Source organism: Listeria sp. ILCC792 (assembly GCF_900186135.1).
Classification (GTDB): domain Bacteria; phylum Bacillota; class Bacilli; order Lactobacillales; family Listeriaceae; genus Listeria; species Listeria goaensis.
On record NZ_FYBO01000002.1, the window covers coordinates 320,496 to 343,641 of the forward strand.

Genomic DNA, 23,146 nt, shown 5'->3' on the forward strand with positions numbered 1-23,146 from the left:
GAGCAACCAGATGGAAGGAATGTTACTAATTACCGTAGTCATCGTACTGGCCGCGCTTGCATTTGACCTGATTAACGGGTTTCATGATACAGCCAACGCCATTGCGACGAGTGTTTCCACAAAGGCTCTTAAGCCCAAACATGCAATTGTTTTAGCTGCTGTTATGAACTTTGTCGGGGCAATCTCCTTTACTGGTGTTGCCAAAACGATTACGAAAGACATCGTAGATCCATTTAGCGTGCCGCACGGCGAAATTGTAATCTTAGCCGCACTTTTAGCCGCTATCTTCTGGAACCTACTTACTTGGTACTATGGTATTCCAAGTAGTTCTTCGCATGCTTTAATCGGTTCCATTGCAGGAGCTGCGATTGCTTCCGCAGGATTTTCTGCCATTGAATACGGTGGGTTTTCCAAAATATTGATTGGTCTTATCGCTTCTCCGTTCCTAGCTTTTGCTGTCGGGTATACGCTCTACACTTTATTTAAGATTTTCTTGAAAAACTTAAATTTAGCCGCGACAAATCGCCGCTTCCGAATGATTCAGGTCGGAACAGCAGCCCTCCAGTCTTATACGCACGGAACAAATGATGCACAAAAATCAATGGGTATTATTACAATGGCGCTCATCGCAAATGGATTCCAATCCGATGATGAGGTGCAATTATGGGTACAGGTTGCCTGTGCAGTTGCCATGGCTGTTGGAACAAGTATTGGTGGTTGGAAAATCATCAAAACCGTTGGTGGTAAAATTATGAAAATCAAGCCAGTAAACGGGGTTGCAGCTGACCTCGGTTCTGTTATCGTTATTTTCGGCGCTACTTTCATTCATTTACCAGTCAGCACTACGCACGTTATCAGCTCGTCTATTCTTGGCGTTGGTACCGCGCATCGCGTAAAAGGGGTCAAATGGGATACCGCACAACGTATGATTATTACTTGGATTATCACACTCCCAATTTCCGCTGTTATTGCAGCGCTAGCCTTTTTCATTTTACGTTTATTCTTATAAAACTGTTCAAACCATTACCGCTTCTGGTAGTGGTTTTTTTGTTTTAAAAAAGGGAATACGTATACAAAATAAGGAAAGGAGTTTTTTGATGTCCAGGTTTTATTATGAAAAGCCACTTTATGTCGCTAAAAATCGGCCCATTGAGGTGAAAAACGAAAAAGATGAAAGCATCGGGCAACTTGTCAAACTTGCTTCCAAAATTGCTTTTTCTAAAAATCATGATATTTTCGCCTATACATCTACAATGGATCAAGAGCTCAGCTCGATTACCCTCGAAATTGGTTGGCTTGGTAAAGACGGAGCTTCTATCGTCTATCATGATAAGCAAAACAAAAAGGCCATTTCTTTTGTAGAAAAAGACCTTCCTAATTATCCCCTACATATTATTTCTACGGACGGCGAGTTTCCAATTGAGATTATTCAAAAGCAAAAGGATGCTCCGATTATTATTTTATTCCACGGACAAGAAAGTGCAGTCATTACGGAAAATGAAAATGATGTCACTTTTGACTTTTTATCCGACAATACGAATATCCCCGATAATTTTTTCTTCCTCGGATATTTTATCCAGAAATTGATGAAGGAAGAATTTTGACTGTAGACAACTAATCTTGTCTATAGTTTTTTTATGAGCAAAACATTTTCCTTCCTCATTCATTGACCTAAACAAACTGACGGTGTCCAATTTGAATAGAGCACTGAAATTGTATTTCCAACGTAATAATAATCAGCTTCATACACATCAACAGTTTCCCTAAAACTTGTTTGGATTTCTTCCTGATTGTCTGTTTTATATGTGACATATATTTTATAAACGTTCCCAGAATTCGTTTTTTCGAACGTTCTTTTCACTTGAGTAATTTCGGCTGTCGTTTCTGTGTTGTTCAAATAAACATAGATTATCTTAAGAAATCCTGATAGCCAAAGAATGACCAATACAATGCCAAAAATAATTAAAATCTTTAAAAATCTTTTCTTCATCGTTCTAAGCTCCCTTATGTTACAACAAAACTTCTGTATCGCTTTCAATATACCTTACCCGTAGTAAAATAGCAATTTAAGTTTCAAGTGCTAAATTTTCAAAAAAACATTGCATATTTAAACATATTGATGTATTATTATTACATCAATGATACAAAAAAGGAGTTATGCACATGGCACAGAAAAATATCTTGCAGAAGCTCGCAGTTATTGGACTTATTTTTCTTTTCATTTTTTCAAGTTTCATTCCTGCACATGCAGCTTCCGACAATTCTTTGCAAGCAATTAAAGATAAAGGGACGCTTGTTGTTGGCTTATCTGCTGACTATCCACCTTATGAATTCCACCAAACAATTAACGGAAAAGATAAAACGGTTGGTTTCGATATTAGTATCGCGCAAAAAATTGCGGACGATATGGATGTTCAACTTGATATTAAAGAGATGGGCTTTGATAGCCTCCTAGGCGCCTTAAAAACCGGGAAAATTGATTTAATCATTTCAGGCATGTCGCCTACACCAGAACGTTTAAAGGAAGTCGATTTCTCGAATCCGTATATGACCGTACAACAAAAAGTGATTGTTCGAAAAGCGGATGTAAATAAATTTACGTCCACACAAGACTTTAACGGCAAGAAAGTTGGGGCGCAGAAGCAGACGACACAGGAAGAGCTGGCTCAAAACGAGCTGACGGGATCTTCGGTCGTTTCACTTCAAAAAGTACCTGACCTGATTTTAAACTTAAAGAGTAATAAAGTAGACGGTGTTGTGCTTGAGGGGCCTGTTGCTGATGCTTATGTTAGTCAAGATAAGGCGCTTGCCATTTCTGATATTACATTTGTAAATGGCGAAAAAGAAACAGCTATTGCGATGCAAAAAGGGGCAACCTCGCTCAAAGATCAAGTAAACTCATCTATTAAAACGATTAAAGATGAGGGGCTTTTGAAAGACTATCAAAAAGAAGCGAATGAGCTAATGTTCCAAAAAGGTGGTTTTTTTGAGCAGTATGGTAGTTATTTTGTAAAAGGAACACTTTATACGATTGCGCTCGCTGCGATTGGCGTGTTTTTCGGTGCTATCTTTGGTGCTTTCCTTGCTCTCCTCAAACTAGCGAAAACAAGATGGTTGCGCTGGCCGGCGACTTGGTACATCGAATTTGTTCGTGGTACCCCACTACTCGTGCAAATTTTCATCGTTTTCTTCGGCACACAAGTTTTCGGGCTGAATTTATCTGCTTTTGCATCAGGTTGCATCGCGCTATCTTTAAACAGCGCCGCATATGTAGCAGAAATTATTCGTGCTGGTATTTCGGCCGTGAATAAAGGTCAGATGGAGGCGGCTCGCTCGCTTGGCATGACACAAGGTGCAGCAATGCGTTACATCATTCTTCCGCAGGCGATTAAAAATATCCTCCCTGCGCTTGGAAATGAATTCGTAACAGTTATTAAAGAATCTTCCGTTGTTTCCATCATCGGCGTCAGCGAGCTGATGTTTATGACAGGTGTTGTTCAAGGCGCAAGCTTCAAGCCATTTATTCCGCTTATCATCACATCGCTCATCTACTTTGTTTTAACGTTCAGCTTATCAAGACTGCTAGGCGTTGCTGAAAGGAGAATGAAAACAAGTGATTAAAGTCAATGATTTACACAAATATTTTGGGAAAAATGAGGTTCTAAAAGGAATTGATTTAGACATTCAAGCCGGAGAAGTGGTGGTGGTCATTGGCCCCTCTGGAAGCGGCAAAAGTACTTTCCTACGCTGTTTAAATTTACTAGAAACACCGACAAGCGGTGAAATTTTATTCGAAGGCAAAAATTTGCTTGCCAAGGGTACGGATATCAACAGCTTACGCCAAAGAATGGGCATGGTCTTTCAAAACTTCAATTTATTTCCACATAAAACTGTACTTGAGAATTTAATGCTTGCTCCTCTGAAGGTCAAGCAAGAGAACGCCGACAAAGCGAAAACACACGCGACTCAGCTTTTAACCAAAGTGGGGTTAGCAGAAAAAGCATCAAGTTATCCGTCAAGTTTATCTGGCGGTCAACAGCAACGTGTGGCTATCGCTAGAGCGCTCGCGATGAATCCCGATGTGATGCTGTTTGATGAACCTACTTCCGCGCTTGATCCAGAAATGGTCGGTGAGGTGCTTGGCGTCATGAAATCTCTTGCGAAAGAGGGCATGACGATGGTGGTTGTCACACATGAAATGGGCTTTGCTCGTGAAGTGGCTGACCGTGTCGTCTTTATGGACGCTGGTGTTGTTCAAGAAATGGGCACACCGGAAGAAATTTTCGGCAATCCGCAAAATGAACGGACGAAAGATTTTCTAGGAAAAGTTTTAGCTTAATGCTACAATACAAGAAAAAGGGATGCTCCGTGCGTTCCTTTTTCGTTAGGGAGATGACATAATGGATAAAAGTTTTATTAGTGCGAAATGGCAGGAAACGCCTGTTAATATTTTAGCGGATATTGGGACGCTTGCGAAAACAACGCCAAACATTTTGGACCTTTCCATTGGGGATCCGGATTTAATTACGAATCAGAAAATCATTGAGGCGGCTTTCAAAGACGTTACAGCGGGGCATACGAAATACACGGAATCAGGCGGCGATGTCGAGTTGATTGACGCCATTCGTGATTTTTTCAAGCGTACATATGAACTTTCTTTTGAGCGAAATCAAGTTCGGGCAACTGTGGGCGCTTTGCACGGCATGTATTTGGCGCTACAAGTCATTACAAATCCAGGCGACGAAGTTATCATTCATGAACCTTATTTTTCGCCGTATAAAGATCAGGTTTTGGCAGCTGGTGGCGTGCCGGTCATCATTCCTACTTTTGAAAAAGATGATTTTATGATTCATACGGACATTTTAGAGGCGGCCATCACGGATAAAACGAAGGCGCTTATTTTAAATTCGCCGAACAATCCAACTGGCGCGGTTTTTTCACTTGAAACGCTTGAGAAAATCGCGGAGCTTGCTAAGAAACATCATTTTTATATTCTTTCTGACGAAGTGTACGACGGTTTTAGTTTTTATGAGCCTTTTATTCCGATGGCGCGTCTTGCGCCGGAAAACACGATTACGTTCGGCAGCATGTCGAAAAACTTTGCGATGACAGGCTGGCGGCTTGGTTACATGGTTGCGCCGAGCTATATTAACGAGGCAGCCAAGCTTGTAAACGAGGGCATCACCTACTCTGCCCCTACTCCTTCACAGCGTGCGGCTATTTACGCTTTAAATCATGCGGAAGAACTTATCCCAGAGGTAAGTAAAGTCTTTCAGGAACGCCTGGAATACGTCGCAAAACGCGTCAAAGAAATTCCCTATTTATCACTTCATCCTGTGAAAGGTTCGATTTACGCTTTTCTAAATATCACGAAAACAGGCATGGATTCTGTAACTTTTAGTGAATATCTGTTGAAAAAAACGCAAGTTCTCGTTATCCCGGGACGCGCATTTGGCGATGGCGGCGACAATTATGTCCGACTAGCGGCAACTCAAGACTTAAAAACACTAGAAGAAGCTTTCGACCGACTGGCGGGGCTTGAATTTTAGATTTGTAAAATTAGATAAAGATAAGCCATACGCTTGGCGTATGGCTTATTTGAATACTTCTGTTAATGGAATTGCTTCAAAGTTGGGATAGATTTTGACGTCTGTAGGGAATTTGATGCCGCTTGTTGCTTCATTTGGGACAACGATGACTTGGATGCCGGCTTCTTTTGCGGCTAGCGTACCGTTTAAGGAATCCTCAACGGCAAAAGTGCGTTCAATTCCCGCCCCCAGTTCTTCGATTGCCTTTATGTAAAGTTCAGGATGCGGTTTTATGTTTGTAACATCATCGGCTGTTTGGATGCTAGAAAAATGTTTCAACAACTCAAATTTTTCTAAAACAGGAATGACCCAATCGCGACCAGAACTGGTTGCTAAACCAATTTTAAAATTATTTTGAACGGCGTAATTAAAAATATGTAGGAAGCCTTCCCGAAGTTCTAATTCATCTACACCTCCGTGTAAACGTTCCGCAATATGGGCTGTAAATTTTTCGACATTAAACCGCCCGGCTGTTTTTTCCAATAAGTATTCATGTAATGGTTCTTCTGATGTTCCAATTATCGCTTGATAAATATGCGCGGGAATTGTAATATCATAATTTTCTTTGACATAGCGCATGGTTTCCTCATGCCATAAATTTTCGGTATCAATCATCGTACCATCAAAATCAAATATAATCGCCTTCAAATTGCGCCCTCCTTCTTTTTGTAATCCTTTTCATTGTATCATAATTCACTTTTTGACGGTAGCGCGAAAAAATTGCCAAGCCGCACTTGCTTTTTAACTAAAAAACGAATATTATTGTATGTGTAATAGTTATTGTTCGTAAATAACATTAATTAAAGGGAGTGTCACTATTTTATGTTTCAATTAAAAGCAAACGGAACCGATGCTAGAACAGAAATCATCTCCGGATTTACAACTTTCTTAACGATGGTATACATTATCGTCGTGAACCCAGCGATTTTATCTGCAGCAGGCGTGCCGTTTAACACAGTGTTTATGGCCACAATCATTTCCGCTGTTGTAGGTACCCTATGGATGGCATTATTCGCCAACTACCCAATCGCTATCGCACCTGGCCTCGGAATGAATGCTTATTTCGTCACTGTTGTCACCACTCAAAAACTCGATTATTCAGTAGCTTTCGCGGCCGTTTTTGTCGCGGGACTTATTTTCTTACTGCTTTCATTAACACCGTTTCGGGAGAAAATCATCACGGCTATTCCGCATAATCTAAAAGCTGGTATCACCGCCGGAATTGGCTTGTTCATTGCATTTCTTGGCTTCCGAATGACCGGCATCATCGTACAAAACGATTCAAACTTGGTCGGCCTAGGAAACCTACACTCGCCAGAAGCACTGCTTGCCATTGCAGGTCTACTTATCACGTTAATCTTCCTGGCTTTAAATGTAAAAGGCGCTTTATTCATCGGTATGATTGCCACAGGTATCATCGCCTTTTTCACTGGCGAACTAAAATTCACAGATGGCTTCGTAAAATTGCCGCCAATGCCTGAATTTGTATTTACAAACCCGCTTAACGCATTTTCAGATGTTATCACACACAGTTTATACGCTGTCATTTTATCATTTTTACTTATTACCATTTTTGATACGACTGGCACAATGATTGGCGTAGCCAAGCGAGCAGGCCTAATGAAAGGCGAATCATTGCCGAATGCCAAACAAGCTCTAATGGCGGATGCGGTCGCAACTACAGTCGGCTCTGTTTTTGGAACAACCCCTACGAGCGCTTATATTGAGTCCACAGCAGGTGTGGCAACTGGCGGACGAACCGGCTTGACGACGCTAACGGTTTCGATTCTGTTCGTCATCTCAGCCTTTTTCGCACCACTAGTTGGCGCTGTTTCCGGCATCTCAGCCATTACAGCTCCCGCTCTTATCATCGTTGGAAGCATGATGATTGGCGCTGTTAGAGAAATTGATTGGGATACGCTTGACGAGGCATTCCCAGCATTCCTAGTCATTCTAGCGATGCCACTAACTTCAAGCATTGCAATCGGACTTGCGTTTGGTTTCATTTCTTATCCAATCCTAAAAATATTTACTGGTAAATGGCGTGAGCTTAACGTATTCCTCATTGTTATCGCCGTACTATTCTTCATTTTAGTCGCCTTCTTACCACATTAATGCCAAAAGCCAGAAGTTTCCTCCGAGACTTTTGGCTTTTTTTACTAGACAAAAAAAGCTACGTTTGCTATAAAGAAAGTAATCTTAATTTAGAAAAGGATGACTACTTTGTACTTAAAATCATTTTTAGCCGGCATCGGTTTAGCATTTCTTATCTTTTTATCTAGCTTCATCTTACCAAATTACACGCTTTCGACCTTATTTTCATTTATCGCTGCGCTACTCGTGTTCGCCTCTATTTTCTGTTCTGCTTTCGTCTCTTTAGGTGGCCGCGCTGGCAATCCAAATCGAAAAAAACAAATGCAGTGGAGCATCATGTTCGCCATTGCGGCAGTTCCAAATTTCATTGGTTTTATTATTAGCTATTATTTTTAAAGAGAGGAAGTCATACTTCTTCTTTTTTTATGGCAAAAAAAATACGCTGAATAGAAATTCAGCGTCGCCATCATGTTCATCAGTCTATGCATAACGGGATGAGGCATAAACAGAACTACACGGCAAATGAGATGAATGAAAACAAATAATGGTTCGGTGTCAAAACAGACGATTAACAAACGTTAATCTATTGGAAGATGGATACACCGAAAGCCACTATAACCATGATAGGGTCTTATCCCCATGAAAACAAAATATACAATTTCGCTTTCATCAGGATAAAACTCTATACTTTATATTGTACTATTCTTCTCAAAAAAAGCAAGGGAACAAACTGTGGAAAATTTGTGACCAATTAGAATAATTCTTTTAAAAAAATAGCACCTTTATACATAATATCTAAAAATGACAAAAAAATCGAGTAAAAACCCTTATATTTTTTACAAAATTTTTTCATCAATCCAAAATAGTAATAAGAACACCGCCAATAATGGCTATAATGGGAATTAAAACCCACACTTGTCCGCCTAGCAAACCCCTACTTTCATTCGGATGACTTTCCAGCTCATGGACTTGTTTTTTCAATTCAAAAATTTCAAGCTCTAAATCTTGAACCTTATCTTCTAGCTCGTATAAACGCTCTTCCATGAAAAATCCCTCCTACTCAACTAGATACTTTCATTATAAACAAAAAAACTCTTCACTAAATCCATCTATAGGCTGATTTATTCGCTTTATTCTGCTAAAATAAAAAGAAAGTATATGTTGAGGTGAGATTATGGGGATTAAAACTGAGGAAGCCGTTGTTAAAATGATTTTTCATGGTGGCAACACACGAAAAGAAGCCTTTAACGCAATTGATGCCGCCGAAAAATATGATTTTGCGTCCGCAGAAGCACACCTACAAGCTGGTTTAGTTGAATACCAAAGCGGTCACAGTTGGCAAGTCAAATTAGTTTCACAAAGAGAAACTGAAAATACCGCACCTAGTTTTTTATTAATTCATGGTCAAGATCATTTAATGACCGCGCACACCGAATTAAATCTCGCTAAAAAGCTTGTAAAAGTTTATGAACGTGAAGCCGCTCTCGTTAAACGAATTGAACAACTTGAAAAAAAGTGAGAGCTAGCATCCTGTGTAGATGCTAGCTCTCACTTTTTTATTTAACGGATACCGAGTGCAATTTTAGCATAACGTGACATCCGGTCCTTTGTCCAAGGTGGATTCCAAACGATTTCAACATTCGTATCTTTAACTTCTGGGATATCACTTAACGCTGCGTGAACCTGATCTGTCAGCACGCCAGCAAGCGGGCAGCCCATCGTCGTTAACGTCATGGTTACCGTACATAAACCGTCTTCATCTAAATCTACATCGTAGACTAAACCAATATTGACAATATCAATTCCAAGTTCAGGGTCAATCACTTGTTCAAGTGCACCCATAATATTTTCTTTTAGTTCCTCATCCACTAGGTACGAACCTCCTTTTAGCTGTTTGTAAAATTATTGTATCATACATGAGAATCATTTTCACTATCGTTGTTCTAGAGGTGCTTCTCAAAAAACGCCACGCCAGCTAAAATTCCTTCAATGCTCACTTTATGTTTCGCTTTTTGATCAACAATAAATTCTACATTCTGATCTAATTGCTGTTCCACCAATGTTTGGAACAGTTTTTCACTATAAGCGAACGGAACGACATCGTCTTTTTTCCCGTGCCATAAAAGCAGTGGACGGTTCTCTATTTTTTCAAGTTGCTCACTTAAATCGTACGGATTCAGCGCCGCAATCCTACTTTCAACATCAAAAGGAAATTCCAACCCGTACTCTACGGACTGCTTGACAAGCGCTTTAGCAAAATGACCATAATAAGCACTTCCCATGAGGCTCACAACAACTTTTATCCAGTCATATTTGGCTAATATTCCAAGCGAAGTAATCGCTCCCATGGATACACCGCCAACGCCCACTTCTTGCTTATTAGTAAGTCCTCTCTCAACAAGCTCATCAACAATTCCACCTAGTTCATCAATATTTGCCTGCACAGCATCCCAAAAATACATCGCTTGCTCTTCTTCACTAATATTCCCTTTTCGTTCTCCGTGAAATTTCGCATCTGGCAAAATCACTCGAATCCCTTTTTCAGCTAAAAAATAGCCATACTGAAGGTACAGCTCTTTTTGGGACTGAAATCCATGATAAAATACTACAGTTCGAATCTTTTCTGCACTATATTTTTCGCCAACAATATGTAAAACTGGAATATCTTTTATTTTTTCATGAAATACTTGAATCAATTGCACGGCCTCATTTCTATTTGTTTTTCTTACCAATTATTAATGTTCTTTCATTTACAAAGATTCTTTTACAGTCTATCATGATAGTAGATTATGCTAACAAAAAATATCCAACTTAATTAAAAGGAGCTAACTATGGATAAAAAATTAATTGTACTTGATTTAGATGGCACAACTTTAAAAGATGACCAAACTATCTCGAAACGAACAAAGGTAGCTCTTGAATCAGCACGTAACCTTGGCCACGAAGTAATGATTGCAACTGGTCGCCCTTACCGTTTAAGCAGCTTCTATTATAGCGAACTAGAACTTACAACACCTATTGTTAATTTTAACGGTGCTGTTTTGCATCACCCACTCGACGTCAATTTCCATGATGGTTACCACGAAGCAATCGACTTAAATATCGTAAGAGATATACTTGATTACTCTTATCAACTACCCCTTGCTAATATTGCTGCTGAAGTTCAAGATAGCGTTTTTTTAGAGCGTAGCGATGACACTGTGCCCGACACCTTTCATTTAGGCGTCAACAACATGATCATCGGAAATATACGAAATGCAATTAACGCCAACGCAACTTCACTACTTTTCTTTGGAAAAAATGAAGAACTGGCTTTAATGAGCAAACATCTTGATGAACAATTGGCTGATGTTATTTCTCATCACACTTGGGGTGCGAGCTGGCCAGCTGTTGAAATCGTAAAATACGGCATTCATAAAGCCGTTGGAATCCAAAAAGCAGCAAAATCACTTGGCATCTCTCAAAAAGACATCATTGCTTTTGGCGATGAATCAAATGATTTACAAATGTTGGACTATGCTGGCGTTGGCGTTGCGATGGGAAACGCTGTCCCATCTGCAAAAAACGTAGCCAACACCATCACACTTTCCAACGAAGAAGACGGTATTGCCGTTTATTTAGAAGAAAATATCTTATAAACTGCTGGACTGATGAAAACTCTTTTAGGGAGCTCCATTAGTCCTTTTTTAATTAAATAAAGGCGCTCCACCTGATAGGTAAAACCCAAGAGAAACCGTTACAATGACAGCCACAAAAAACAATATAAAAAACATTCCTGTCGGCTTTTGTTTTTTTCGATAGCTAAGCAACATTTCAATCACACCAATTGTAAGAAGTCCCATTAAAATTTTAAAAATCGCAATGAGCCAACCTTTCTCTACACTATATTGAATCATCATAATCCCACTAAAAATAACAAGCAAGTAGAAAACACGATTAATCATCGCAAGTATCGTAAAGCTTTTTTCTGACTTTGGATATGCAATAAACGCCGCAATTGTCAGTACAAAAATAGCCGCCCACGATATTAAATGTAAATATCCCCACATAAAAATCCCTCTCCTCTTTTATTATATGTTCTATCATAGCATGAACGCTTATAGTCCTCAAAAATCCAGTATTTCTCCCGAATCAAAGAAGTACAGTGAGGCTTGCTTCACCGGCAAGCCTGTGATAGCTTGTACAGCCTCCCGGTACAATTCCAATTGCGTATGATAACGGCTATGCATGGTTTTCTCCATTTGCTCCTTAGACGCATATTTCCCCTCGGTACGATCCGTCTTAAAATCAATCAAAATAATCCCATCATCCTCTATTAACATACAGTCTACTACACCTTGGATTAAAATGGTGTCCGCGTCGTCTGCACCTTCAGACACCCGATTAGCAGGAAGCTGATACACAAATGGAACCTCCTTAGCTAATTGATCCACCCCTTCAACCATTTTTTTACCAAGTGCTGTTTGAAAAAAAGAAAGGATTTGTTGCCTACGAATTGCTCTACTCTCTGTTTCTGTTAATTTGTACTCTGCCACCATCTCATCTAAAAGTTGATCTAATTCTGCCTCATCAGGTATCGCTTCAAACGATATCGCCTGCATGACAGTATGCATTGCCGTCCCAATTTCCGTACTGCTTAATTTATTTTCCTGCATAAATTTGGGGCGCTTAAGCGAAGCTTGTTTTAACGTTTTCAAAAAGCGGTCATCACTAAAACTATCTTGAATTTGAAACTGCCTTTTTAATTCTGTAACCGACTGTTTAGAGCGAATTTCAGTTGCTGCTTGCTTCTCATATTTGAAGGAAAAAATCTCAGCAATTTGCCCTTCTGCTCCGCCAGAAAGCGGGACTTCTTCAAGCGTTTCTAATGAGCGCAAATAGGGCTGGGCTTGTTCATTCACAAAATCATCTGTCAAAGTTTCCTTCTCAATAATCGTAACACACAATTTCATATCTGTTGGCAATGTTACGCCTGCTGTTTTATTAACCTGCTCCGCAAAATCAGGATGCCGAATTAGCGTCTGAAGTATCCAGTCGAGATAAGTTCTTGCCTGCACTCTAATGCTCGGCGGCAAGACCCAGTCGGTCATTTCCGCTACTTGAAACGCGTTTTCTAATGTTTCTTCCCATTCCGGAATCGTCCCAACAATAATTAATTTTTCTTCTGCTCTCGTCATAGCGACATATAGAACGCGCATTTCTTCTGCAATCATTTCATTTATTTTTTTCTTACGGAAAACTTGTTGCATGATTGTCGGATAAGTAATTCGTTTCTGAACGTCCGTATAACTTGATGCAAAACCAAAGTCTTTATCAAGCAATACTTTACTATTAATATCACGCATATTAAATTTGCGTCCTACTCCCGCTAGAATAACAACTGGAAATTCCAAGCCTTTGCTTGAATGAATGGTCATCATACGAACAACATCTTCTTTTTCGCCTAATACCTTCGCTGTACCAAAATCATCGCCACGCAGTTCTAAACGTTCTACGAAACGAACAAATCGAAATAAGCCACGAAATGCTGTCTTTTCGTATTGTCCCGCCCGCTCATATAGCGCTTGTAAATTGGCTTGCCGCACTTTGCCACCTGGAAGTCCACCTACAAACTCAAAAAAGCCGGTTTCTTCATAAATCTGCCAAATAAGCGTTGTTAGATTCTCACGAATGGAAAGTTCTCGCCATTTTACTAGTTTTTCTAAAAAAGAGCTTATTTTTTCTGCTGTTTGGTTTGGTTGTTTGGCATATTCTTCTAATGCATCGAAAAAATAGCTGCGATTGTTAACCAGTCTGACAGAGGCAAGCTCTTCTTCTGATAATCCGATAATCGGTGAGCGTAAAACCGAGGCAAGCGGAATATCCTGATAAGGGTTATCGATAATTTTAAGCACCGAAATCATGACGGCCACTTCAACCGCTTCAAAATAACCACGTTGGCTAGATGCATAGAAAGGAATATCTTGCTCTCTCATAGCCTCCTCGATGTCAGGCGCACTAGTCATCGCTCTTGATAAGATGACAACATCTTGGTAGCGAATTGGTCGAAATTGCTTCATTGATTTATCAAAAACAGGATATTTTTCATCTATCATCTTTTTGACTTTCTGGGCAATAGCTCTCGCTTCAAGCTGATTTTTTTGTAATTCGTCCTTTGATAAGCCCTCTTCTGTATCGAGCGACTTTTTCTTCATGTCTACTACCATCAGTTCTGTTTCAGTATTATTATGTTCTTCGAAACTAGCACCAAGAACAAGTTCTGCTGCCGAATCATATGCAATTTCGCCGACTTCTTTATCCATAATTTGTTTAAAAATAAAGTTAGTCGCATTTAGAACTTCTGCTCGACTTCTAAAATTTTTGGCTAAATCAATACGTAAACCAGTATCTTTTCCGTCTAGTCGGTAATTTTCATATTTCCACATAAACAGTGTAGGTTCAGCAAGACGGAAGCGGTATATAGATTGCTTCACATCGCCTACCATAAATAAATTCCCATCCGCTTCGCCCGAATAAGTCACATATTGCAAAATAGTTTCTTGTACTAGATTAGTATCTTGATATTCGTCAATCAACACTTCATGATAGCGACTTTGGAGCTCTTTTGCTACAAATGAGGGCGAATCGTTTTCTGATAAAATGGCAAGCGCTAGATGCTCTAGGTCATTAAAATCGAGCACACCTTTTCTTTCTTTTTCCCGAAAAAACTGTTCGGAGAAATTTTGAACAAGTTGAATAAGCGTGGCAACATCTGGCTTCATATTTTCTAAATCGCTTAAATATGCTCGTTCTTCACGTTTAAACCAATCTGTCGCTGCATCTTGAATATATTTCTTAGCACGATCTCTAGCTTTTTTTGCTTGCTTTACTAACTGTTCATCTACTTCCTCTTTATTTTTAAGCGGCTTCAAACGACCGAAAACGACTTGAGAAAAACCTTCGCGCAGTTTGTTCCAGTCATCGTCAAGAAGTCCAGTCAACGTTTCTACCTCAGCGATATCTTCTGTAAAATTTGTTATGTAGCTTTCTGGACCATCGACCATTTTGGCAATATTCATTCCTTGCTGAAGCGCACCTAGTGCTTGTTGAATGGACAATTGAATCTGATTCATGATTTCATCATAAAATGGTAGATCCTTTATCCCTTGCAAATCCTTAGTTTCATAAAAATCAACGAGCTGTTTTAACCACTTTTCTGGATTTGGATTCGCTCTCGAAAAGTCATATAGCTTCGAAACCACTTCTGTTAAATTTCGGTCTGACCGATCGTCTGTCAGACTATCCACGAGATGGAAAAAAGCTTCATTATTTGGCTTTGCATATTCTTCCTCTAGTAACTTATCTATAACTTCATCTCGCAACATCATACTTTCAATGCTGTCCATCAACCTAAAATCCGGGTCGACACTTGCAATATAATAATATTTGCGAATTAAATCTAAACAAAAGGAATGGAGTGTTTGAATCGATGCATTATTTAAAAGTGCCAGTTGTTTCTTCAAGTGTAGTGAATCCGGTTTTTGCACCAGGGCATTCTCTAATGCTTGTCCGACGCGATGTTTCATTTCAGCTGCCGAAGCATTCGTAAATGTAACGACCAGTAACTCGTCCACATTGCACGGATTTTCTTCATCTTGAAGCCGTTCGATAATTCTATTTACTAACACAGCTGTTTTCCCCGAACCGGCCGCTGCCGCAACTAGAATATTCTGACCTCTCGCATGAATCGCTTGCCACTGCTCATCAGTCCATGTTGCATTTTCTGGCTTAGCAGGTAGTTGATTCATTGACTCTCCCCTCCTTCTTCTCTCATTTTCTGAATAATTACTTCTGGTTTTTCTGACGCCAAATAGCGATACTTGTCACTTTGTGAACCTGGATCAAATTGACATACTGAGCGAAACGGACAAAAATTACACGGCGTTGTTTCTTTTAAATGATACGGATTGATTGTTACTTCCCCATCTAAAATTTTGTTTCCAGCCTCCTGATATTTGTGGCGAACAAAATGCCGCATAGAATCAAAGTCCTCTTTAGAAGCTGTTTTTGACCTTGCGCTAAGCGTGTTATCTTTTTTAATTTCGGCAGGAACAATTAAAGAGGCTCCCCCGTCTTTAATTGAGTTATCCATAAGCGTTACAGCAAGAGGATCGCCTAAAACAATTCCTTTCATCTTAAAACTTTTCTGAAGCTCTTTTTCGAGTATTTCATCATCTAATGGACTATCGGCACTGACAAGCTTATTGTGCATATGAAAATAAAGAACACCTGCTGGGTCAGCATCATTTCCTACTAATTTCTTAGCATTTGTCACGACTATATCTAAGTAAGTTAGCATTTGGAGCGCAAGACCATAATAAATTTCGGGAAGTTGTAAATCTCGTGCGCTAGATTTATAGTCGATAATGCGGAGATAATTTCGTTCCTCTGCACTAGCGTAATCAATTCGGTCGATGCGCCCTTGCAAGAACAATTCACGCTCGCCTTTTAACGGAATCTTCATTGCGGGAATACTTTTTCCAATACCGAAATCAACCTCTAAACCAAGCGGACGAAATGTACTTTGTTTCGCTTGTTCATTTAGCACATTAGTTGCACGTAAAATAATGTGAAGCAACTTATATTGAATATACGCCATTCTTTTTGTACTAAGAAGTATTTCATGTTGCAGTTTCGGCGCTAAATAAGTCATCGCTTGATTAGCTAGAGTCAAACAATCATTTTCAGATAGAGCTCCCCAATCAATGCCGCGTTCTTTTAGCTGAGCGGATATCCACTCCATCGCCCCATGGAAGATTTCCCCCATATCAACAGCTTGTAATTGATATGTTTTTCTTTCTTCAAGCTTCAAGCCATACTGAGCAAAATGTTGAAACTCACAACTGAAAAATTTTTCCATACGAGAAACACTGGCATGAATTTTATCACCGAACAATTCTGTAGCTGTCTCCTCGGTCAATCTAGTTGTATCGTTATGATAGTTTAAACTTGCAAGCACTTGTAAAGCTAGTTTATTTTTACTCTTAATAAAAATGTTATAAACATCCCACCAGATTGGCGCAATCTTATATCCTTGCTTATACATTTGTAGTTGAGCGGTAAGAAAACCTAGCGCATCCATCTCACCCGCAATATACTCCATTTGCTCTTTTTCTGATAAAAGTGATGGATCACTTAAATATAGCTCTTCATTTAAAGTTGGAAACACCGTTTTTATCTTACGTACATAGTTAGAAGCTGAAAGCAATTTCCCTTCTGAATCAGCAATTGGATAGCTTAAATACAGCCGGTCACTTGCAGCTGTAAATACACGATAAGCTATGAACTCTTCTTGAATAAGTGATTGATAGCTTCTTGGTTTTAAAGCAATTCCATCATTTGTCATGGTTTCGCGTTCTTCGTCTGAGATAATGCCTTTATCGCCCACTTTCTTCGGAAACACACCATCATTAAGACCTATTGCAAAAACAATCTTTTCTTCTAACAAACGAGCATGTTCCATATCCGTGACAACGAATTGATCAAGAGAAGGTGGAAGCAATGAAAACTCCATCGACTCAAGTCCTGTCTGAATAATTTCAATAAAATCATCCAGCGAAATTACGGTATCTCCTAATAATTCCACAAATTCATCGAGGAGATTGATAACGGCATGCCAAGCTTGTTCATGCTCACGAGATAGTTCAAGTAGTCCTTCCTCGTCTGCACGAGCACGCCATAATTCAATACGTTCAGCCACATTTAGCTTTTCTAAATAAGCAAATAGACTTTCTGCATATTCTTTTCCTGTCTTAGCTGAATGCAATTTATCTTCAAGAAAAAGAAGTGGAATTTGAATAAGGTTACGGACTTCATTGATTTGTTCTTCGATTTCGAGTTCAGCGTCCGTTTGCGTCTGCACATTCGTTTCAAGGCCGCGAATTCGCCGATATGTCCATTTATCGCTTTTCATAAAACGTCCGCGATTAAAAATACCATTCTCTAATAAATAGTTCTCAAATAAATCTACTTTTTTCCGGTAGATACTAATATCTTTCTCAATTGGAAAGAAAAACTCTGTTCGAACTGTCTGAAAAAGCGTTTCATACTGCCAATTTAGTTTTAGTGCATCTAAACTAGAACGAATAAACTCAATCAAAGGATGTTTTGCCATAGAACGTTTTTTATCCCAAAAATACGGTAGCTTATGGGCGCGAAATACGGAAGAAATGGTTTCTTCATAATCAGCCATATTGCGAACCAGTATGGCGCAATCAGAAAAATGATAGTTTTCCTCGCGAACTAAGCGTTTCACCTCACGGGCAATTCCTTCTAGCTCAGAATGTCTATTATTCGCTTGATGAAGGCGGATTCCAGATATTTCTCCTTCATATTTTGCAGACCTGCTTTGTCCCCAAGTTGCTTCAAGGTGAGTAAGATCTGGGTGTTGCAATCGCTTGTTCGTATTTAAAAACACAAGTGATTTTTCATGTATTCCTAAATTATTAGCTGCTTCTCTGATTTGTAATAAGGACTCTCGGGTCAATTCAAACATATCAAAATCATTTAATTGTCCAGCGACAGCTTCCTTACTTGTAGTCAAAGTAATTTGCACTTGGTTAGCAACTTCCATAAATTTTGAAATCACTGAAATTTCCTGTTTTGAAAAAGAGTCGAAGCCATCAAAATAGATAGAGGCATTTTGGGCATATGGACTTTTGTCCATTTTTTCATTTAACAAACGTAAATAATCTTCATTTTCAAGAAATTTTCCGAATAATTTTTCTTGATAACGCTCATAAATTAATGAAATATCTGCTAGTTTTTCGCGCATCGCAAAATCATTTGCTTCTTCAGACTGTTGCTTTAGCTCAGCTAATTCTACTTCGTATTGCTTTAATTCTTGGAACAAACTAGTTAATTCTTTGTAAAACCCTCTTTTAGAAGAAGCTTTACCAAACAGCCTCAACTCACCAGCTTCTTCTTGCACAACTTGTCGTACAAGCATCTCCATACCAGAATGGGTCAAAAATACTCGAGAAAGTCCACCAGTTTCTTGTAATACTCGCCACGCTACTCGGCTGAAACTGTAAACTTGAATATTCATCATTCCTTTAAATCCGGTTTGTTTAAAAAGAAATCGCTCCATTTGATATGTCATTTGATCTGGCACAATGAGAATTTGATTCTCACTGGGATTTTCTAGCATTCTTTTTTTGAGTTGCTCAATCAAAAAAGTTGTTTTTCCGCTTCCAGCCCTTCCAGATATAAACTGTAAACTCATAGCCTCACCACCGAACATACGTTTTGTTTTATTTTAACCAAAAATACTAACTTCGTCTAGTATTATTTTGAGGTCCATTTATAAAATTTTAAGCGCTACAATAAAAAAACTAAGGCAAATTCTTCTTTACCTTAGTTTTTCATAAAATTCACTGAAATGCTAGCATTTCCTTTTGAATTTCATTTATTTTATTTGTAAGCTCTATAAAACTTTTTTCGTCCTTCTTATCGAGAGCAATATCGACTTCTTTTTTCAACTGTTCTACTTTCCTCTGATCTAGGAGCATTGTCATGTAGCACTCAATAAAGACGTTTGTTAACTCTTTTTCTCCTTTTAAAATGCCAACTTGATTCATTAATGAGTTTGAAAAATCTCGCATTTCCACGACTAATCACTCCTTTCACTACTATATGGCGAAAACAACTCCGAAAATTCACAATTTGGCTTCAAAAATCATTGTACTGCTCCAAAACTCTACTTTCCCAAAATATACTGACTCCCGTTTTTTTCTGTGCTATAATTACGAAAAAATAGTAACTCCTTAACATTGGTGTTTTGAAGTGAACTACTTCTTTACATAATTAAAAAAGACTATCACGAGAAAGGGATGTATGAAAATGGAAAACAAGAAAGCAGAGAAACAAATCTATGAGGTGAATCCACATACGATGATTATTTTGCCACACTCGGCCGGAGGTCCACTTTTTTCGAGGGTAATTGAAATTGGGTCTGACTCTATTTCTAAATTTACCCCATTTGAGTTAATTAAAACCAGTTGCAAGTTTTTCGGTGCGAATTATGATGGTAGGAGACAACATGATACACTAAAATTTTAGTCTGTGATTTTAAATTTAGCATTTAAAAATAGTGAAATATGAAAAGACCTTTTTGCATTAGAAGCAAAGAGGTCTTTTGTTTTATATATTTTTATCCCATAAAAATGAAGGATATTCAGGAGGTTCATTGTTTCTAACACTTTTTCTATTTGTTATCACTCTACTTTGTATTCTATACATAAAATCTTTATACGCTTGAAAAAATTCATCGTATTTTTTTGATCCAGAAACAGAAGCTCTTTCGCCCGTCATGTAAACTTCAAAATGATCATCTAGATATTCTATTCTTAATTGAAACTCATCACGATTATTGTCTCTACCTGCAAAAAGTGAATATCTTAAATCTGTGTAACCTAGTAGCTCAATTTCGTCTTCTATCATTTTTTTATAGTTTGAAATATTTTTATCCATTATTAATTAAGCTCCTTTAAAAGACCTAGTTTTTCATACCATTTAACTACAGTTCCCAGTTGAATCTGAATTCCTCCGCCTTCACCAAAAACTTCTGCAATCTCTCCTTGCTGTGGATTAGCTATATCGGAAAAACTTAAATCGTAGTCGTCCATAACCTTTCTTAGTTCTTCTTGCGTATCAAAATCCAATTTATTAAAAGCTTCATTTACATTCTCTAAATTTATATCTGCTGTAACCTCATATTGATGATATGGCTTTACACTTTCATGATAAGGAAGACCCCTTGTATTATAATCAAGTATCTTTCCATTCTTGACTGGACTTGTAAATTTACCTATTGAATCTCCATACCTGTCAATTACCTGACCTGCCTTCAAATTAGCATCGGTCTTTATTGGATTCCCAGCACTATCACATACAAATCCATCTGCATCAGGCCATTTTATTTTTCCAGCTTCATCTAGAAAATTAGGAGACCTTACAAGTTCACCACGTGAGGATTTATAAGCTGTTTCTCCATTCTTCAATGTCACTTTTTCAGGCTCAAACACTTTACTTGTTTCTTTTATTATACCATCCGCCTGCTTTCCTTTGCCACTCAAGTTCACGTCAAATTTCTGGAGGATGTCTTTGAGGTTTTCCGTCCCTTGTGTGATTTGGGATGGGACTTGGTTTGGGATGCCGCCCATTCCGGCTAAGGCTAGGTTTTGCCTTGGAGGCAAATTGAGGGAGCCTTTCATGGTTGTCGCAGTTTGCCCCACTTTGTCTAAACCTTGGATGCCTTTTTGGGTGGCGATTTGTAAGGCGTCTTGGGTGACGTTTTTTAGGCTCTTGATGCGTGTGCGTATTTGGGTTTGGCCGATTTTTGTGATGTCGCCGAGTTGGGTTGGGGCGCTTTTTACTCCGTGCACGAATGTATCGCTTAGGCTCGCTAAACGGCTTCCCGAGCGCATGGTTTGTACGCCGCCAGATAGGGCTTTTACGCCGGGCAAGACGTCGAATAAGGCAAAACTACCGCGCATAGCGCGTTCGGAGGCATCGAGCTCGCGGCCACTTACCCAGTCTTTTCCAGTGATTGCGGTGCTCATTTCTAGGCTACCGTATACGGCTCCTAAGGCAAGGCCGGCGGGAGGACAGAAGACGGCAACCCCGATAATGACCACTGTGGCGGCGATGTTCACCCAAAATTCTTGCTTCTGTTGTTCGTCTTTGATGGATGTATAGCTGAAAGCGCGAGAGTTTAGCATGGCGGCTTGGAAATCTTGGCGGCTCACGTCTTTCTCTTGATGGGTCTTTTTCCATGCGTCAAACTGTGCTTTCATTTGGTCGGCGTAAAACGTGCTTCCGCTGAATAAATCGTCGAGGCTCACTTTGCTCTTCGGGACTTCGACTTGTTTTTGTGTGGAGCTGTTGACAAATTCCATGCTTGTTCTTGTTGCGCCGATGCGGTTTTCTGTTGTGAAAGTGGTGGCATCTAGGTTGCGCATCCCTTCCACAAAATCATCTAGCTTTTCATAAAAGGGGCGGTCGATCGTATTTTTGACGATTTCGCCAATTTGGTCGGAAAAGCGGTAGAGGACATCGAAATCTTCGAAAAGCTCTTGGTACTGGGCTTTTTGGTTCGTATGTTGAAATGAAATGGCACCGTCTGAATCATATGTACGAATATCTTTTTCTACTTCTTCTAAATTCTTAGAAGCATCTTTTAAACAGTCGATGGCGCCCTTTCCCCAAGCACCCTTTCCGATGAGGTCTCCGATGCTTTTTTTCGCTTTTTCAAAGTCATCTTCCTGATAATGTATATCTTTCATTAAAAAATTCACCTCCTGTCTTTCTAGTTTAACATAGAAAAAAATAGCATGCAGATGATTTGTGAATTTTTAATAGAAATACATAAAAAAACGCCCCATCCATAAGGACGAGGCGAAGGGTTATTTAAGCCAATAAGTCGTTGTGTAAAATACTTTTTTCTGTTTTAAAAAATACGCTGATTTCAAGCCGTTTCTCGTAGGATAATGCTTCAATTTCGCTCCGGGTTTATATGTCAAAACTTGACCGCCATTCAATTCTTCATTATCCCAAAAAATAGCGAAGGCTTTCACAGTTGCGTTAATCTGCCCTTTTCTGTTCGGCTTCCCTACTTTAGTTAGAAAACTATGGTAAACGTAGCCAAGCGTCATTTTCCCGTTGACATTAACATACGTTTTATACCAGTATTTGGAATGTCGATACACTTTTATTCTCGTTCCTGTACGCCATAATCTAATGGGTGTTTGCCCTTTAAATTGCGGCTTCAATAACAGCGGTGCAACGTCCTGCACTTTTGCACTGATTGCGTTGCTAGTACTGCCAAAAAAGAAACTGATAGGCTTGTCGCTGTTCAGGTCTGACAAGTCGACAGGTTTACCATTACCTGCGATACCTGTACTAGTATATTGCCACAAATCACATTTGACTTTTGGTTTATATTGACTTTGTTTCGTACCGTTATTTGTCCCATATCTCGGAATCCAAGTGAAATCAGCTTTTACATTTTCCAAGCCATATGCCCCAATCATATTATGCTCATAATAAAAACCTGTACGCTTTCCTGCCGCTTTTAGGACATCAAGGAAAGCCTGTGATGCAGCCGCAAGGTTTTTCTTGCCGCACGCTTGTATGCTCTCTTTTTCAACATCTAGCGCGAAGAATTTTGCTTCTGAATCGCTACGTGCTAAAAAGTCGCGGGCTTCCACTTTCGCGTCATTGACCGATACGAACATGCCGAACGCATAGACCCCAAACGGAATTTTATATTGTTTTGCTTTTGCGACAAAATGTTTATACTGACGATCCATCAGATTACTCCCAAACTGTGCGCGGATAATAATCCCGTCTATCTCCCGCTTTAATTTAGCCCAATCAAAATCACTTGGTATTTGGTGATGGGAGACGTCTAATATTTTGGCCAT

The 23,146-nt window shown here is 39.3% G+C and carries 22 protein-coding genes; 10 read left to right on the top strand and 12 right to left on the bottom strand.

Features of this window, described 5'->3' with window-relative positions; genetic code table 11:
• Window positions 1-10 precede the first annotated feature (10 nt).
• Complete coding sequence (locus CFS60_RS04185; protein ID WP_088809353.1) at window positions 11-1,009, top strand: inorganic phosphate transporter; 999 nt, start codon at window positions 11-13, stop codon at window positions 1,007-1,009.
• Window positions 1,010-1,097: 88 nt separating this feature from the next.
• Entirely contained in the window at window positions 1,098-1,604 is a 507-nt protein-coding gene (locus CFS60_RS04190; protein WP_088809354.1) for a hypothetical protein, read from the top strand.
• A gap of 59 nt (window positions 1,605-1,663) precedes the next feature.
• On the opposite strand, the gene CFS60_RS04195 is transcribed toward CFS60_RS04190, so the two are convergent.
• On the bottom strand, window positions 1,664-1,990 hold the full coding sequence (locus CFS60_RS04195) for a DUF3592 domain-containing protein (RefSeq protein ID WP_088809355.1): 327 nt from the start codon (window positions 1,988-1,990) through the stop codon (window positions 1,664-1,666).
• 173 nt (window positions 1,991-2,163) lie between these two features.
• Between CFS60_RS04195 and CFS60_RS04200 the strand changes: the two genes are divergently transcribed.
• The 3 genes from CFS60_RS04200 to CFS60_RS04210 all read left to right on the top strand — a co-directional run bounded on the left by CFS60_RS04200 (window position 2,164) and on the right by CFS60_RS04210 (window position 5,549).
• Window positions 2,164-3,621: an ABC transporter permease subunit gene (locus CFS60_RS04200; RefSeq protein WP_088825504.1), complete on the top strand. Its 1,458-nt coding sequence runs from the start codon at window positions 2,164-2,166 to the stop codon at window positions 3,619-3,621.
• Window positions 3,614-4,339, top strand: a complete 726-nt coding sequence (locus tag CFS60_RS04205) for an amino acid ABC transporter ATP-binding protein (RefSeq protein WP_088825503.1) — start codon at window positions 3,614-3,616, stop codon at window positions 4,337-4,339. Before CFS60_RS04200 ends, CFS60_RS04205 begins: the two co-directional genes overlap by 8 nt.
• A gap of 61 nt (window positions 4,340-4,400) precedes the next feature.
• Window positions 4,401-5,549: a pyridoxal phosphate-dependent aminotransferase gene (locus CFS60_RS04210; RefSeq protein ID WP_088838869.1), complete on the top strand. Its 1,149-nt coding sequence runs from the start codon at window positions 4,401-4,403 to the stop codon at window positions 5,547-5,549.
• Window positions 5,550-5,594: 45 nt separating this feature from the next.
• Here the strand turns inward: CFS60_RS04210 and CFS60_RS04215 are convergent, their stop codons facing one another.
• On the bottom strand, window positions 5,595-6,236 hold the full coding sequence (locus tag CFS60_RS04215; protein WP_088838870.1) for an HAD family phosphatase: 642 nt from the start codon (window positions 6,234-6,236) through the stop codon (window positions 5,595-5,597).
• 174 nt (window positions 6,237-6,410) lie between these two features.
• Between CFS60_RS04215 and CFS60_RS04220 the strand changes: the two genes are divergently transcribed.
• Both CFS60_RS04220 and CFS60_RS04225 read left to right on the top strand, forming a co-directional pair.
• The gene (locus tag CFS60_RS04220; RefSeq protein WP_088815431.1) at window positions 6,411-7,703 is read left to right on the top strand and encodes an NCS2 family permease; all 1,293 of its coding nucleotides are present in this window, start codon (window positions 6,411-6,413) and stop codon (window positions 7,701-7,703) included.
• 108 nt (window positions 7,704-7,811) lie between these two features.
• Window positions 7,812-8,078, top strand: a complete 267-nt coding sequence (locus CFS60_RS04225; protein ID WP_088809361.1) for a hypothetical protein — start codon at window positions 7,812-7,814, stop codon at window positions 8,076-8,078.
• A gap of 456 nt (window positions 8,079-8,534) precedes the next feature.
• On the opposite strand, the gene CFS60_RS04235 is transcribed toward CFS60_RS04225, so the two are convergent.
• Window positions 8,535-8,726, bottom strand: coding sequence for a bZIP transcription factor (locus CFS60_RS04235; protein ID WP_088809362.1), 192 nt, complete (start codon window positions 8,724-8,726; stop codon window positions 8,535-8,537).
• A 130-nt stretch (window positions 8,727-8,856) separates the two neighbouring features.
• Here CFS60_RS04235 and CFS60_RS04240 point away from each other — a divergent pair, with 130 nt between their 5' ends.
• Window positions 8,857-9,201, top strand: a complete 345-nt coding sequence (locus CFS60_RS04240) for a PTS lactose/cellobiose transporter subunit IIA (protein WP_088809363.1) — start codon at window positions 8,857-8,859, stop codon at window positions 9,199-9,201.
• A 41-nt stretch (window positions 9,202-9,242) separates the two neighbouring features.
• Here the strand turns inward: CFS60_RS04240 and CFS60_RS04245 are convergent, their stop codons facing one another.
• On the bottom strand, window positions 9,243-9,551 hold the full coding sequence (locus CFS60_RS04245; protein WP_088809364.1) for a metal-sulfur cluster assembly factor: 309 nt from the start codon (window positions 9,549-9,551) through the stop codon (window positions 9,243-9,245).
• Between the two features lie 74 nt (window positions 9,552-9,625).
• Window positions 9,626-10,378: an esterase gene (gene yjfP / locus CFS60_RS04250; RefSeq protein ID WP_088809365.1), complete on the bottom strand. Its 753-nt coding sequence runs from the start codon at window positions 10,376-10,378 to the stop codon at window positions 9,626-9,628.
• 135 nt (window positions 10,379-10,513) lie between these two features.
• Here yjfP and CFS60_RS04255 point away from each other — a divergent pair, with 135 nt between their 5' ends.
• Window positions 10,514-11,320: a Cof-type HAD-IIB family hydrolase gene (locus tag CFS60_RS04255; protein WP_088809366.1), complete on the top strand. Its 807-nt coding sequence runs from the start codon at window positions 10,514-10,516 to the stop codon at window positions 11,318-11,320.
• A gap of 48 nt (window positions 11,321-11,368) precedes the next feature.
• On the opposite strand, the gene CFS60_RS04260 is transcribed toward CFS60_RS04255, so the two are convergent.
• The 4 genes from CFS60_RS04260 to CFS60_RS04275 all read right to left on the bottom strand — a co-directional run bounded on the left by CFS60_RS04260 (window position 11,369) and on the right by CFS60_RS04275 (window position 19,330).
• Complete coding sequence (locus CFS60_RS04260; RefSeq protein WP_088809367.1) at window positions 11,369-11,731, bottom strand: YisL family protein; 363 nt, start codon at window positions 11,729-11,731, stop codon at window positions 11,369-11,371.
• 57 nt (window positions 11,732-11,788) lie between these two features.
• Window positions 11,789-15,469, bottom strand: coding sequence for a helicase-exonuclease AddAB subunit AddA (gene addA / locus CFS60_RS04265; RefSeq protein ID WP_088838871.1), 3,681 nt, complete (start codon window positions 15,467-15,469; stop codon window positions 11,789-11,791).
• Window positions 15,466-18,945, bottom strand: a complete 3,480-nt coding sequence (gene addB / locus CFS60_RS04270; protein WP_088838872.1) for a helicase-exonuclease AddAB subunit AddB — start codon at window positions 18,943-18,945, stop codon at window positions 15,466-15,468. Before addB ends, addA begins: the two co-directional genes overlap by 4 nt.
• 148 nt (window positions 18,946-19,093) lie before the next feature.
• On the bottom strand, window positions 19,094-19,330 hold the full coding sequence (locus tag CFS60_RS04275) for an IDEAL domain-containing protein (protein WP_088809370.1): 237 nt from the start codon (window positions 19,328-19,330) through the stop codon (window positions 19,094-19,096).
• 232 nt (window positions 19,331-19,562) lie between these two features.
• Between CFS60_RS04275 and CFS60_RS04280 the strand changes: the two genes are divergently transcribed.
• Window positions 19,563-19,781: a competence protein ComK gene (locus CFS60_RS04280; protein WP_088815511.1), complete on the top strand. Its 219-nt coding sequence runs from the start codon at window positions 19,563-19,565 to the stop codon at window positions 19,779-19,781.
• An 81-nt stretch (window positions 19,782-19,862) separates the two neighbouring features.
• Here the strand turns inward: CFS60_RS04280 and CFS60_RS04285 are convergent, their stop codons facing one another.
• From CFS60_RS04285 to CFS60_RS04295, 3 genes are all read right to left on the bottom strand, one after another.
• On the bottom strand, window positions 19,863-20,192 hold the full coding sequence (locus tag CFS60_RS04285; RefSeq protein ID WP_088815435.1) for an Imm59 family immunity protein: 330 nt from the start codon (window positions 20,190-20,192) through the stop codon (window positions 19,863-19,865).
• Window positions 20,193-20,194: 2 nt separating this feature from the next.
• On the bottom strand, window positions 20,195-22,006 hold the full coding sequence (locus tag CFS60_RS14015) for a glycohydrolase toxin TNT-related protein (protein ID WP_244169923.1): 1,812 nt from the start codon (window positions 22,004-22,006) through the stop codon (window positions 20,195-20,197).
• 120 nt (window positions 22,007-22,126) lie between these two features.
• The gene (locus tag CFS60_RS04295; RefSeq protein WP_088838873.1) at window positions 22,127-23,146 is read right to left on the bottom strand and encodes a GH25 family lysozyme; all 1,020 of its coding nucleotides are present in this window, start codon (window positions 23,144-23,146) and stop codon (window positions 22,127-22,129) included.